This is a genomic window from Duganella sp. AC237 (assembly GCF_979254035.1).
On sequence record NZ_CEEDEW010000003.1, the window covers coordinates 4,434,714 to 4,449,153 of the forward strand.

The window sequence follows — 14,440 nt, forward strand, 5'->3', positions numbered from 1 at the left end:
TGTCAATCTCCTGATTACTGTTTTATTGTCATCACGAAGCCGCCATGCGGCTTGATGGTTACTGCTGCTTTTTTGCCGGCAGCGATGCTGCGCTGGCTAAAACTCCGTTCGCCCTCTTCGCCGTCGGCGATGATCGTGCCTTGCTTGCCACCGGCGAAGGACAAGTCCAGCGTCAGCGCCTTGTCGGATTCGGTGGCGTTGATGCCGGCGATGTACCAGGTGTCGCCGGAGCGTCGCGCAACAACCGCGTATTTGCCGGGGAAGCCGTCAACCAGGCGGCTGTCGTCCCAGCTGCGCGGCAGCTCTTGCAGGAAGCCCTTGACGTAGGCCGGCACGGTCGCCATCCCCTCCGGCACTTCGGCGAAGTGCTGGATGCCGGAGACGTACAGCACCGATGTCGCGAGCTCGAAGCCATTGCTGCCGGTGCGCTTGATCTTGGGGATGTCGCCGAACACCATCGGCGTGAAATCCATCGGATCGAACAGGTTGCGGGCGAACGGCATCATCGCCGCGTGCGTCGGCATCTTGTCCTCGTCGGCCTGCTCGAAGGTGGTGAATTCAAAGCCGCGCACGGCCTCCATCGTCATCAGGTTGGGCCAGGTGCGGGTCCAGCCGCGCGGCAGCGTGGCGCCGTGGAAGTTCACCAGCAGGCCGGCGGTTGCCGCGTCGTTCAATATATCGACGTAGTAGGCGATCATCGACTGCGCGTCGCCATTGAAGAAGTCGATCTTGACGCCTTTGACGCCCATCTGGCGCAGGCGCTTGAACTCCGCCACGCGCTGCTCGTGCGTCAGCAATTTGCTTTTCGGCGAATACTCGGTCGCGTTCCATGGGCCGGACGAGTTGTACCAAACCAGCACGCCGACGTTCCTGGTCGCGGCGTAGTCGGCCAGTTCCTTCATCTTCTCGTAACCGATCTTGCGGTCCCAGTCGGCATCCACCAGGGTGTAGTCCCACTTCATGTCAGCGGCGTAGTCGATGAACTTCTTCTGCACGTCGTAGAGGGTGGCGTCATCCTTCAGCAGCGCCCAGCTCCAGGAAGCGTGGCCCGGCTTGACCAGTTGCCTGTCGAAGGCGATCGCCGGCGCCGCAAGGTCGGTACCCAGTGTCGATCCGACTACGGTCGACAGCGACCCAACCGCCATCAGGCGCCACGGTGAAGTCAGTGTGCCTTCGACGTCGGCCAGCAGACCGCGATCGGGATAGACTTCTTCCTTCATCGGGTTGCCGATGCTGTACTTTCCGCCTTTGGAGTCCGGCGCCAGGCGCGAGCCCTGGAAGCTACCGTCCATGCCCGCTTCCGAGATCGCCAGCCAGTTGTCGCCCGCCTTGAACAGCGCCGGGAACACCCAACCGGCCGGCGACGGCGAGACCGTACCGACCGGGATGTCCATCTGATAGTGCTCTTCGTAGGAAGGATTGGTCCGCCCCCAACCGGTCTGCGCGACGGCAATCGGCTGCAGCCAGGCCTTGGCCGATGCTGGCAGCGCGAACGTCGTGCGTTCCTGGATCAGTTTTTTGCGTGGCAGCGACGGCTCGGCGACGATGTAGCGGAAGGCCACGCCGTCGTTCGACACGCGGAAGACGATGTCCATCTTCTGCTTCTGCGCGTTCTGCACCGAGTAGGTTTGTTCGTTGGCGCTGTAGGTGATGTCACGCTTCTTACCCGTGGCCATCTGGTACTTGTCGGTGACGGTACCGACCTTGGAGCTGGCGGCGATGGTCAACGCGCCGGCCAGATCGGCGCCTTGCAGTTGCAGCCCGAGTTCGGATGCCAGCAGCACCGGTTTGCCGTCGCGGGAGACGGTGTAGGTCAGGGGTTTGCCGGGCGACTCGTTCAGCTGGACGCTGATGTGACGGTCGGGGCTCGTCAACGCGCCAGGGGAAGCCGCGAAGGCGGTGGACGCGGCTGTGGCGCCCACCGCGACCGCGGAGATAAATCTATTCACCATGTTCTCACCAATTTTTTAGGGTTATGTAGCCCCGCCACCTCTAAGGGTGGGTGTCTCCGGGGCGGCGAACGGTGTTGCTGGTGCTTCTACTACGTCACTACTTATACCCATCCTCCATCGACGATGAACTCCTGGGCGGTGCACATGGCGCCGTCGTCGGCGGCCAGGAACAAAATCATCGACGCGATATGCTGCGGCATCAGCTTTGTCGGCATGCACTGGTTACGCTTGATATCCTGCTCGCCCGCTTCGTCCAGCCACAGGTCGATCTGGCGCTGGGTCATCACCCAACCCGGCGTGACGGTGTTGACGCGGATGCCGTGGGCGCCGAATTCGCGCGCCAGGCCGCGTGTCAGGCCATGGGTAGCCGCCTTGGAGGTGGCGTAAACCGGATAGCCGGCATTCTTGACCTGCCACGAAATCGAACCGACGTTGATGATCGAGCCTGCGCCCTTTTCCTTCATGCCCTCGAAGACAGCCTGGCAGGTGAAGAACATCGGGCGCTGGTTGATGGCGATACGCTCGTTCCAATAATCGACGGTGACGTCCTGGGTCGCGTGGCGCTGGTCGTTGGCGGCGTTGTTGACGAGGATGTCGAAGGAACCGATGATGCCGGCCAATTCGGCCATCGTGGACTGCAAGGCGGGAATGTCGGTGATGTCGCAAACGCGGAACTCCGGCTCGGGGTAGCCGGCTTCCTTGACGCGGCGAACCAGCTCCAGGCTGGCGTCGCGGGCGATGTCGACGAAGGCGACTTTTGCGCCCTGCTCGGCGAAGGAAATCACCATCGCCTCGCCGATGCCGGTGCCGCCACCGGTGATGAACACGCGCTTGCCGCGCAGGCTGGCGAATTTAGCCAATTGGGTCATACAATCTCCGTTATTTTTATAGATGAAAGCCCCGCCGTGGCGGGGCCGGTACAGCCACCACAATCACTTGTGGTGCAATTCACCTTCGAGGCGTCGCCAAGGCGCGCCGCCTTCGTCGCGCAGCACTTGCGGCAGCAGCGGCTGCGGCAGGTTCTGGTACGAGACGGGACGCAGGAAACGCGTGATCGCGCCGGTGCCGACCGAAGTGCTGCGGCCATCGGACGTCGACGGGAACGGGCCGCCGTGGACCATGGCGCTGCATACTTCCACGCCGGTTGGATAACCGTTGGCCAGGATGCGGCCGACTTTACGTTCCAGCACCGGCAGCAGCTGCTGCGCTGCGTCCAGGTCCGCTTCGTCCATCAACAAGGTGGCGGTCAGTTGGCCTTCCAGTTCTTCAGCGATCTGGCGCATTTCAGCGATGTCCTTGCACGCCACGACCAGCGAGGCCGGGCCGAATACCTCCTCGGACAACACGTGTTGATCCAGGAACGCCGCGCTACTCGTGTCGAACAGCGCCGGAGCGGCCTTGCCTTCCGACTGCGGCGCCAGCGCCAGCGTGTTGACGTCGGCGTTGTCGGCCAGTTGCGAGATGCCGCGCTTGTAGCTGCCGGCGATACCCGGCGACAGCATGGCGCAGGCGGCGCCGCCTTCCAGAGCCTTGGATGCAGCGGCCTTGAAGCGATCCAGGTCCGGGCCGGCGATACCGATCACCAGGCCCGGGTTGGTGCACATCTGGCCCACGCCCAGTACCAGCGAGGCGGAGAAGCCGGCGGCCAAATCCTCGGCGCGGCTGGCCAACGCCTTCGGCAGCAGGAAAACAGGATTGATCGAACTCATTTCGGCGTACACCGGAATCGGCACGGGACGCGCAGCGGCCACCGCCATCAACGCGAGGCCACCGCCACGCGAGCCGGTGAATCCGACCGCCTTGATCGACGGATGACGCACAACCTGCTGGCCGATGTCGTTGCCCACACCGTTCAGCAGCGCGAATACGCCGGCCGGCAGGCCGCAGATTTCAACGGCCTTGACGACAGCGCGGCCAACCAGTTCCGACGTGCCGGGATGGGCGAAGTGCGCCTTCAGCACCACCGGACAGCCGGCCGCAAAGGCCGACGCGGTGTCGCCGCCGGCGACGGAGAACGCCAGCGGGAAGTTACTGGCCGAGAAAACGGCGACCGGACCGAGGCCGATCATGCGCATGCGGATATCGGGACGCGGCGGCGCGCGCTCGGGAAGCGCCTTGTCGATACGGACGTCGTTCCACGAACCTTCGCGCAGCAGGTTGGCGAACAATTTCAACTGACCGACGGTACGGCCGCGCTCACCTTCAACACGGGCGCGCGGCAGGCCGCTTTCGGCCATCACGCGCTCCACCAGCAGATCGCCCAGGGCCATGATTTGTTCGCCGATGGTTTCCAGGAACACGGCGCGCTTCTCGTCGCTCAGCGAACGGAAAGTGTCGAATGCCGCTTCGGCCAGGCGGCAAGCCTGGTCGATCTGATCGACGTCCGCCGTCGTGAACTCCGGGTCCATCGACTGCTGCAACGATGGATTGTAGGCGCGGAAAGCGGCGCCGGTGCCTTTGACGGCCTGGCCGCCAATCAGCGAATCGCCGGTAATGATCATAAGGTTTTAACTTTCGCGACTTCGGTTTTGTACACGGTCAGCTTGTTGCGCAAGGCTGGGCCAAACTGCGGCGAATCGATCTCGAACGTTTCGCCAGGCTTGACGACGATGTTATCGGCCACGCTCAGGGTGGCGGTGCCGAAGAAGTGGATATGCACATCGCCTGGGCGCTTGAACAGCGGGTACTTGAAGTGGTGATGTTCCAGGTTGCCGATGGTGTGCGACATATTCTGTTCGCCGCTGAAGAAGGCCTTCTCCCAACGCACCTTGCCGTCCACGTCGTAGATGCGAGACGTGCCCTGGATGTTGGCCGGCGCTTCGCCGACCAGCAATGCCGGGCCCAGGCCGCAGGCGCGCAGCTTGGAGTGCGCCAGGTACAGGTAGTTTTGACGCTCGGTCACGTGGTCCGAGAACTCGTTGCCGATGGCGTAGCCGACGCGGTAAGGCTGGCCGTCGTCGCCGATCACATACAGGCCGGCCACTTCCGGCTCTTCGCCGCCGTCGAGCGCGAAGTCGGGCATGCTCAGGTCCTGGCCGCTGGCGGCCACGATCGAGCCGTCGCCCTTGTAGAACCATTCCGGCTGCACACCGGCTTCGCCTGCGGCCGGCTTGCCGCCTTCGACGCCCATGCGGAACATCTTCATGGAGTCGCTCAGGCTTTCGACGTCGCCGCCGATTTTCTTGTGCATGGCGTCACGGGTGTCGGCGCTGCCCAGGTGGGTCAGGCCGGTGCCGGTGACGTAGGTATGGGCGTCGTCGGTGTGGTCCAGTGGCGCCAGCAGGCGGCCGGCGGCGGCGACGGCTTCGAACGAAGCAGTGGCGCTGCCGACAGACTTCTCAACCAATGCGGCCAGTCCGGTCGACTTGCGGATCGCATCCTGGGCCAGCGCGTAGGTGGTGCTGTAGCCTTCGATGACGCGGATGGTGTCTTGTTCCAGCACGCCGATCTGGCGCGCGCCTTGTTCGTTCTTGAATTGTACGAGTAACATGGTATCTCCGAATTTCATTAGTGCGAATGACGAGGAACTGCCGAACCACGATTCCCCACCAGGAAATCGAAGTCGCAACCTTCATCCGCTTGCAGCACGTGTTCGATGTAGAGCTGCTGGTAGCCGGTCTTCGGACCCGGCGCGCTGCCCGGCACGCGGGCGGCCTGGCGTTCGGCCATTTCGGCGTCCGAGATTTCCAGGTTCAGCAAACCGCCTGCGCAATCCAGAGTGATCCAGTCGCCATCTTTGACGATGCCCAGCGGGCCACCGGCCATCGCTTCCGGCGCCACGTGCAGCACGACGGTGCCGTAGGCGGTGCCGCTCATGCGGGCGTCGGAAATGCGGACCATGTCCTTGACGCCGGCCGCCAGCAATTTAGGCGGCAGGCCCATGTTCCCAACTTCTGCCATGCCCGGATAACCTTTCGGGCCGCAGTTCTTCATCACCAGCACCGAGTTCGCGTCGACCACCAGGTCCGGATCGATGATGCGGCTCTTATAGTGTTCAAAGTCCTCGAACACCACGGCCTGGCCGCGATGCTGCATCAGTTCAGGCGTTGCCGCCGATGGCTTCAGCACGGCGCCGCGCGGCGCCAGGTTACCGCGCAGGATGCAGATGCCGCCATCCTTCAGCAGCGGCTTCTCCAGCGGACGAATCACTTCGTCGTCGTAGATCGGCGCGTCCTGGCAGTTTTCCCAGATGGTCTTGCCGTTGACGGTCAGCGCGTTAGGGTTCGGCAGCAGCTTGCCCTCGCCCATGCGGCGGATCACGGCCGGCAAACCGCCAGCATAGTAGAACTCTTCCATCAGGAAGCGGCCCGACGGCAGCAGGTCGACGATGGTCGGCATGCCGCGGCCGACGCGGGTCCAGTCTTCCAGTTCCAGATCGACGCCAATACGGCCGGCGATGGCTTTCAAGTGGATCACGGCGTTGGTCGAACCGCCGATGGCGGCGTTGACGCGGATCGCGTTCTCGAAATTCTCCTTGGTCAGGATCTTCGACAGCTTCAGGTCTTCCTTGACCATGTCGACGATGCGCATGCCGGACATGTGCGCCAGCACGTAGCGGCGCGCGTCGACGGCTGGAATGGCGGCGTTGTGCGGCAGCGAAGTGCCCAGCGATTCGGCCATGCAGGCCATCGTCGACGCAGTGCCCATCGTGTTACAGGTGCCGGCGGAGCGGGAGTGCCCCGCTTCGGCCGCGAGGAAGTCGTGCATGCTGAGTTCACCGGCTTTGACCTGCTCGTGCAACTGCCAGACGGCGGTGCCGGAGCCGATGTTCTTGCCGTTCAGTTTACCGTTCAGCATCGGGCCGCCGGTGACGACGATGGTCGGGATGTCGACCGAGGCGGCGCCCATCAACAGTGCCGGCGTGGTCTTGTCGCAGCCGACCAGCAGGACGACGCCGTCCATTGGATTGCCGCGGATGGATTCCTCGACGTCCATGCTGGCCAGGTTACGGGTCAACATGGCGGTTGGACGAAGATTCGATTCGCCGTTGGAGAATACTGGGAATTCGACCGGGAAGCCGCCGGCTTCGAGGATGCCGCGTTTGACGTGTTCCGCCAGTTTGCGGAAGTGGGCGTTGCAAGGGGTCAGCTCGGACCACGTGTTGCAAATGCCGATGATCGGTTTGCCCTGGAATTCGTGATCAGGAATGCCCTGATTTTTCATCCAGCTGCGGTACATGAAACCGTTTTTGTCCTGGGTGCCGAACCATTCGGCGGAGCGCAGCTTTACCTTCTTGTTTTCATTGTCAGACATGCAATTCTCCTCAGTATTTTCCTGTGCGGAGACGTGAATGTCATGCCCCCGCATCGATAAAGCATACTAAGATGGACTGAGATATCTTTCCAATAAATTATTAATCAACTTCGATATCAAAAACGGTATCGCGGGCCCCAGCGAGCGGCTCAGGCGTCGGTACTGAAGCGGTAAGCCATCACCGTCGAGTATTCCTGGCCCGGGCGCAGTATCGTCGACGGGAAATCGGGACGGTTCGGCGAATCCGGGAAATGCTGCGGTTCGAGGCAGAAGGCGCTGCGATAGCTGTAGATCTGCCCTTTTCCGGTCATCTTGTCATTCATGAAATTCCCGCTGTAGAACTGGATGCCCGGCTCCTGGCTCCACACCTCCAGCACCCGGCCCGAGGCCGGATCGCGCACGCGGGCCGCCATCTCCAGCGCGCCCGGCTGCGATTTTTTCAGCACGAAGTTATGGTCGTAGCCAAAGCCGTTGCGCAATTGCTCGTCATCCTGGTCGATACGCTCGCCGATCGCATGCGGCGTGCGGAAGTCGAACTGCGTGCCCGCGACCGGCGGCAGATCGCCCAGCGGGATCTGCGCATCGTCGATCGGCGTGTAGGCGTCTGCCACGATGGTCAGCTCGTGGCCCAGGATATCGCCCTTGCCGGCCAGGTTGAAATAAGCGTGGTTGGTCAGGTTGACCGGCGTCGCCTTGTCGGTGATGGCGTGGAAGGCGATACGCAATTCGTTATCGTTGCGCAGCTCATAGATGGCGGTGACTTCCAGATTCCCGGGATAACCCTGCTCGCCATCGGCGCTGACGTAACTCAGTATCAGGCCGGCCGAATTCGGGGTGGTGAAGGTTTCGCCGGTCCAGAGGCGGCGGTGGAAGCCGTCGGTCCCGCCGTGCAGGTGATTGGCGCCGTTGTTGACGTCCAGCGCAACGGTCTCGCCGTCGAGCGTGAAACGGGCGTTGGCGATACGGTTGCCGTAACGGCCGATCAGGGCGCCGAAGTAATGCGAATCGCCCATATAAGACGCGACATCGTCGTAGCCGCAATTGACATCGGCCAGCGTGCCGCTGCGGTCCGGCACATGGATTTCGGTGATGGCGCCACCCAGGTTGATGATCTTGACGACCATGCCGTTGGCGTTGGTCAGCGTGTAGCGGGTGACGTCGCGGCCGTCGGCCATTTGGCCGAACGGGGATTCAGTGATCGAAGCTTGCATGATAGGACTTTCAGCTTTCAAATGAGTCGGCGGCCGGGAGGAATGAACCCACCGGCCGCCGCGATTGTTCTTGGGCGGTCGCGCACGACCGGCCGCACGGACCGAAGTTAAGCGATCGACGGCTTTCCGAAGACCGGCATGCCCTGCCCGTCCCACTTGAGCGGCTTGACATAGGTATGACGGTCGGGATTCCACAGCGGGTCGCCGATAATCTCGGTGTAGGTCCTTGCATGATAAACCAACATGACAGTTTCGCCATCATCGCCAATGGTGAAACTGTTATGTCCCGGGCCGTAGACGCCGTGCTCGAAGCAGGTTTGCAGCACCGGCTCCTTCAGTTTGGTCCACGAGGCAGGGTCCAGCAGGTCGGCATTTTCGTCCGCCCACAGCAGGCCCATGGCGTAGTTCTCGTCCGTGGCGCTGGCCGAATAGCTGATGAAGATCTTGCCGTTCTTTTTCAGCACCGACGGTCCCTCGTTGACCCAGAAACCACGGATCTCCCAGTCGAATTCCGGCTTGCTCAGCATGACCGGCGGGCCGCCAAGCTGCCACGGCGTCTTCATTGGCGCGATATACAGGTTGGAGTTGCCCTCGATGGCGACGTCCTTCTGCGCCCACAGGTAGTACAACTGGCCATTGTGCGTGAAGGTGGTGGCGTCCAGGCAGAAGGTGTCGATGCCAGTGTCGATCTGGCCCATGAACTCCCACTCGCCTTCCAGCGGGTTGGCGTTGGTGTTACGGATCGCGTACATGCGGTGCTGGAAAAGCTTGTACTTGATCTCGCGGCTCGGCGCGGCGGCGAAGTAGACATACCAGGCGCCCTGGTTGAAGTGGATCTCCGGCGCCCAAACCAGTTCGCTGTACATGCCGGTCTCCGGCTTGAACCAGACGTCCACCTTCTCGGCGTCGACCAGGCCGGCGATGGATGTCGCGCGGCGCAGCTCAATGCGGTCGTACTGCGGCACCGAGGCGGTGAAGTAGTAATAGCCGTCGCTGTGGCGGATGATAAAAGGATCGGCGCGCTGTTCGATCAGCGGCTGCAGTACGTCTTTGCTTTCCATTGCTTCGTTTTCCAAAAAATTAGACTGCCACATAAGAATCGGCTCCCATTTGCTTCTTCACTTCCGTGTAATACTCGTCGGTCACCCGGTATTTGAACATCAAAAGTCCCATCAGGGTATGGAAGAAACCGGGAATCAGGGTCATCATCAGCACGATGCCGTGCAGCGCGAACGCGGTCTGCTCGTGGTTCGGCTGATACTGGAAATACGTCAGCAGGCCGCCGGCCAGCGCGCCGGCCACGCCCATGCCGGCTTTCTGGCACACCGAGATACCGCCGAAAGCGAAGCCCGATACGCGCTTGCCGGTCTTGACCTGACCGTAGTCGATGGTCTCGGCGATGGCCGACCAGAACACCGGCGCATGCAAATCCACCACGAACGACAGCACGAAGTACAGCACGAACGCCAGCATGATGTCGCCCGGCTTGACGAAGAAGTAGATCGCGGCGCTGATCACGCCGACGGCGATCTGGCTCCAGCGGAACAGCTTGACCTTGCAATAGAACTTGGTGATCCAGGTCGAGGCGACCATCGACAGGATCGCCGCGACCACGCCGATCGACAGGAAGGTGGCCACGGTGGCGGTGCCGCCGCCAAGATAATATTTGACGTAGTAGATGGCGGCCGTCGCGCGCAGCACGTAGCCGATGGTGCCGGTCACGCACACGCCGCACAGGATCAGCCACTGGTCGTTTTGCAGCAGCAGCTTGAACTGCGTCCACAGCGACTGGCGCTGCACCACGTGGATCACGCGCTCCTTGGTGGTGAAGAAGCAGAACAGGAACAGCGCCACGCCCATCGCCGCCATCACCGCCATCGCCGCCTGGTAGCCGGTGGCCGCGTTGCCGCCGCCCCAACGCTCCGACAGCACCGGCACCACCACGGTCACCATGAAGGCGCCGACCTTGGCGAAGAACAAGCGGTAGCCGTTGGCCGACAGGCGCTCCTGCGGATCGTTGGTCAGACTGCTCGGCAGCGAGATATACGCCACGCCGACGCCGGAGGTCATGATGGTCATGATGATGTAGGTCGAATAGGCCCAGATCAGTTTCGCGTCGTAGCCCCAGTCGGGCGTGGTGAAGACGAAGAACACGCTGATGCCGTAAGGGACGGCGAGCAGCAGCAGCCAGGGGCGATAGCGGCCCATGCGCGCGCTGGCATAGCGGTCGGTGAGCTGGCCCACCACCAGATCGGCGATGGCGCCGACGAATTTGACGACCAGGAACAGCAAGGCCAGGTCGGAGGTTTTCAGTCCATAGATATCGGTGTAGAAGAACGTGATGATCAACATCATCGACGAAATCACCACGTTCAGCGCCATGTCACCGGCGCCAAAGCCCACTTTTTCCAACAGCGATAATTTTTGATTCGACATTTACAGCCTCTTAAAAATGCAGCTATCCCGCTAAAGCGGGATAGTTTTTAACGACATGGTGACATCAAGAGTTCAACTTTTAATACTTCAAGTTCATCGACAGGCCGACGGTGCGATCATAACGGCGCGTATCGCGCGGGAAGATCTTCGAATCCGACCAGTAGTCCTGGAACTTGAAGTTCAACAGATTGGTGCCGGTCAGGTTGACGGTGACGTGATCGCTGACCTTGTAGCTCAGGGAGCCATCGAGCGACGACATCGGCTTGACGATCAAATCTTTCGGCACCAGGTTCGGGTTGTTCCTGTCGGGGGTATCCGCATAGGTGTCGACGAACTTCGAGCGCCAGTTGTACGCCAGGCGCGCAGACCAGCCCTCTTTCTCGTACAGCGCCACGATGTTGTACGACAGCCGCGACATGCCCGCGAAAGGCTTGCCTTCGATGTCCTTGTTCTCGGACGCGGTCACGCCGCCTTCGCTGTAGGTCACGTTGGCCTGCAAACCGAAGCCGCTCAACCAGCCAGGCAAGCCGTCATAGAACTGCTGGTAGGCCAGTTCGACGCCCTGCAGGTGGCCCTTGTCGGTATTGAACGGCCGGGTCGTATTGTAAGGAATGCCCTGGAACGTCTCCGATATCACACGGTTCATGATGTAGCCGTCAAAGTTATGACGGAACACCGTGCCGCTGATGGAACCGGTGGGCGCGAAGTACCACTCGAGCGAAGTATCGAAGTTCTGCGCGGTGAATGGCTTCAAGTCCGAATTGCCGCCGCTCGCCGTCGCCACGTTGGTGGTGCCGTTCGGTTTGATGTACGCAGTGGCGGGGTTGAGCTGGCCGAAGTCCGGCCGCGTCATCGTCTTCGCGTAGGCGAAACGCGCCAGCAAGTCCTTGCGCAATTCCAGCTTGAAGTTCGCGCTTGGCAGCACTTCGGTGTTGGACGAGTCCTTGGAGGTCGGCACCAGCACGCCATCGACACTGTCGTTAGCCTCGATATCCGAGTCGGTCTTGGTCACACGCACGCCGACCACGCCATCGACCGGGAACTGGCCCAGGTCGAAACCGACCTTCGCTTTGCCGTACAAGGCGTAGTTCTTCTCCTTGTTGGAGAAGCGGGAGGCCGGATCGAGCGCCCTGGCTGCGGCGTTGCCGGTGGCGGCGGCGCGGATCACCGACGTATTGTTAATCAAATAGCCGGCGCAAGGCGTCGACCACTTCGGCGTGCCGTAGTTCTCGGAGAACTCCGTGGTGCTGCACGACAGGCCCGGAATGCTGGACATGGCGATGCCGGCCGGCGTTGGCACGCTGCCCTCGAACGACTTGATCGAACTGGCGGTACGCTCGTTGAGACGCAGGCCGCCACTAAACTCCTTGAAGAAACCGTCCGCCTCAGGCGAGTAGGTCACGTCGCCGCGCCAGTCGGTCGATTTGCCGCGATCCATGCCGTAGCGGTCGAAGAACTGCGACAGGAAGATCTTGCTTGGATCGTTCAGGGCCGGGCTCTGATACTGGACGAACGCGCCGCCGTTGACGTTGGTCTTGACGAACACGTTGTCGACATTGAGGCTGGTGTCGAGGATCGGATTGACCCAATCGAATTTGCTGCGCGTGGTCGCCAGCTCGGTGGTCGCGCGCAGGCCCGGCGCAACGCGCCAGTTGGCGCCGACCGCGTACTGCGAAGCGGTACTGGTATTCTCACGGCCTTGTGTCGACAGGATGGTGAACGCGTTGGTCGACGTGATGGTGTCGGTCTGGTTGGTGCCCGGGATTTTGGTGACCTTGATCTGGTCGGCGGACGTCGCCCATGGCAGGCCGACGAAGAAATCGGTCTCCTCGGTGTTTTTCAACACCGAATGCAGGCCTTCGGCATACACTTCCAGATCGGCGTTCGGCTTCCACTGCAGCGCGAAGTTCGCGGCCTGGCGCTTGCGCTGGCCGTGCACGTCCTGCAGGCCGACCAGATCGGGGCCGGTCAGGTTGGGCGCGGCGAAGCTTTTATCGATCGGGAAGGTCTGGAACGCGCGCTCCTCCTGGAAGCGGTCCTTGATCGACGACACGCCGAACAAGGCCCCCACTTCGCCGATGCCGGTTTTCCAGCGGTTCGACACCATGCCGGACAATTCCGGATCGGTGGCCTTGGCCTTGTCCTTGTTCTTGGCGCCGACCTGCGCGCTGGCGGTGAAGTCCTTGAAGTCGAACGGACGGTTGGTGCGCACGTCGATTACACCGGCGATGCCGCCCTCCACCTGGTCGGCGCTCTGCGACTTGTAGACGTCGGCGCGTTGCAGCATGGTCGAAGGAATGTCGGCCAGTTTGATATAGCGGCCGGTGGTGGTGAACATCTCACGACCGTTAATCAAGGTGGCGATGCCGGGCAAGCCGCGAATCAGCACGGTATTGGCTTCACCGGCGTCGCGGCGCACCTGGATTCCGCTGACGCGTGCCAGGGTCTGGGCCACGTTCGTGTCCGGGAATTTGCCGATATCGTCGGCGACGATCGAATCGATAACGTTGTCCGAATCCTGCTTGATCTTCTGCGCGGTTTGCGCGGCGCGGCGCACGCCGGTCACGGTGACAACGGCTGCGGGTGCGGGCGTGGTGTCGGCGGCGGCGGCCGGGGATTCAGCGGCGGCCGGCGCGGTGACGGCTGGAGCCGCCGAAGTATCTTGTGCCAAAACCGGGAAGGCGCTCAGGAGGCCGGCTGCGGCCAGTACTGCAACGCTGGATTTGAGGACGAGGCGATGCTTCGCCTGGGACTCGCAAGTCCCGGATGTGAGGTAGTTCATAGGTCTCCAGTGTTTGTCTGTTATCTGTTTTATTAGAGAGTTGCCACGCTGGGTGCAACTTTCGGATTTCATCTTAGGGGCTGGGCAAAAAACAAACCAATCAATTTTTTCGGGTTTTTGATACCGAAAAAGGTATCGATACCGAAAATCGACCGGGGTCAAGTCTGTCATTCGGACACGAGCTGACCCGCATGGTGGCTTACCGCACGCAACGCGATGGACGACAGTTGCCCCGTGCGCCGTGGCAGACGGCGCTGATGCTAGACTTTTTTTATCACCGGATACCAGAGTCAACCAGCATCACCAACCAGGAGTAACAAAATGAAACTCAGCAGCCTGCTTCCTTCCGCTTTGATCGGCGCCGTTGCCAGCGCGCGATCGATGACGCCGATGGCCACCCTTTCGGCCGCACGCCTGGCGAACCGTCACACCACGGGAAAATTGGTACTTCTGGATCGGCCACTGTTCAAGTACGGTGCCTTGGCCATGGGGGCGGGCGAACTATTGGGCGACAAGATGAAAACGGCGCCTGACCGCACCGTCTTTCTGGGACTGCTGGCGAGGGTGGCGAGCGCCGGTATCGCGGGCGCGGCCCTCGCGCCGGAGGGTAAGGAGAAAACTGGTGCGGCGGTCGCTGTGGCAACCGCCGTGCCGCTCGCCTATCTGACGCTCGCTGGCCGCAAGCGGGCGATGTCAAGTATCGGTCAAACCCGCAGCGGGCTGATTGAAGACCTGCTGATCGTCGCCGCCGGCGCCGCGATCGTGGCGCTGGCGACGCGATCGCAAACCGAATAGACAGCGATCCT

General features: G+C 61.8%; 10 protein-coding genes. 1 reads left to right on the top strand and 9 read right to left on the bottom strand.

Going from position 1 to position 14,440, the window contains the following annotated elements; all coding sequences use genetic code 11:
* Window positions 1-14: 14 nt before the first annotated feature.
* The 9 genes from AC0IYS_RS19680 to AC0IYS_RS19720 form a co-directional block, all read right to left on the bottom strand.
* Entirely contained in the window at window positions 15-1,952 is a 1,938-nt protein-coding gene (locus AC0IYS_RS19680; RefSeq protein WP_471706760.1) for a glycoside hydrolase family 97 protein, read from the bottom strand.
* A gap of 101 nt (window positions 1,953-2,053) precedes the next feature.
* On the bottom strand, window positions 2,054-2,821 hold the full coding sequence (locus AC0IYS_RS19685) for an SDR family NAD(P)-dependent oxidoreductase (RefSeq protein ID WP_471706762.1): 768 nt from the start codon (window positions 2,819-2,821) through the stop codon (window positions 2,054-2,056).
* Window positions 2,822-2,884: 63 nt separating this feature from the next.
* Entirely contained in the window at window positions 2,885-4,453 is a 1,569-nt protein-coding gene (locus tag AC0IYS_RS19690) for an aldehyde dehydrogenase (NADP(+)) (protein ID WP_471706763.1), read from the bottom strand.
* Entirely contained in the window at window positions 4,450-5,442 is a 993-nt protein-coding gene (araD1, locus tag AC0IYS_RS19695) for an AraD1 family protein (protein WP_471706764.1), read from the bottom strand. The genes AC0IYS_RS19690 and araD1 overlap by 4 nt, the downstream gene beginning before the upstream one ends.
* Window positions 5,443-5,459: 17 nt before the next feature.
* The gene (locus AC0IYS_RS19700; RefSeq protein ID WP_471706765.1) at window positions 5,460-7,205 is read right to left on the bottom strand and encodes an IlvD/Edd family dehydratase; all 1,746 of its coding nucleotides are present in this window, start codon (window positions 7,203-7,205) and stop codon (window positions 5,460-5,462) included.
* 149 nt (window positions 7,206-7,354) lie between these two features.
* Complete coding sequence (locus tag AC0IYS_RS19705) at window positions 7,355-8,416, bottom strand: aldose epimerase family protein (protein WP_471706766.1); 1,062 nt, start codon at window positions 8,414-8,416, stop codon at window positions 7,355-7,357.
* Between the two features lie 107 nt (window positions 8,417-8,523).
* Window positions 8,524-9,477, bottom strand: a complete 954-nt coding sequence (locus AC0IYS_RS19710) for a glycoside hydrolase family 43 protein (protein ID WP_471706767.1) — start codon at window positions 9,475-9,477, stop codon at window positions 8,524-8,526.
* Window positions 9,478-9,496: 19 nt separating this feature from the next.
* Window positions 9,497-10,852 carry an MFS transporter gene (locus tag AC0IYS_RS19715; RefSeq protein ID WP_471706768.1) on the bottom strand — a complete coding sequence of 452 codons (1,356 nt, stop codon included), beginning with the start codon at window positions 10,850-10,852 and terminating at the stop codon, window positions 9,497-9,499.
* Window positions 10,853-10,931: 79 nt separating this feature from the next.
* The gene (locus tag AC0IYS_RS19720) at window positions 10,932-13,634 is read right to left on the bottom strand and encodes a TonB-dependent receptor (RefSeq protein ID WP_471706769.1); all 2,703 of its coding nucleotides are present in this window, start codon (window positions 13,632-13,634) and stop codon (window positions 10,932-10,934) included.
* Between the two features lie 321 nt (window positions 13,635-13,955).
* On the opposite strand from AC0IYS_RS19720, the gene AC0IYS_RS19725 reads away from it, so the two are divergent.
* Entirely contained in the window at window positions 13,956-14,429 is a 474-nt protein-coding gene (locus tag AC0IYS_RS19725; protein ID WP_471706770.1) for a hypothetical protein, read from the top strand.
* Window positions 14,430-14,440: the final 11 nt, after the last annotated feature.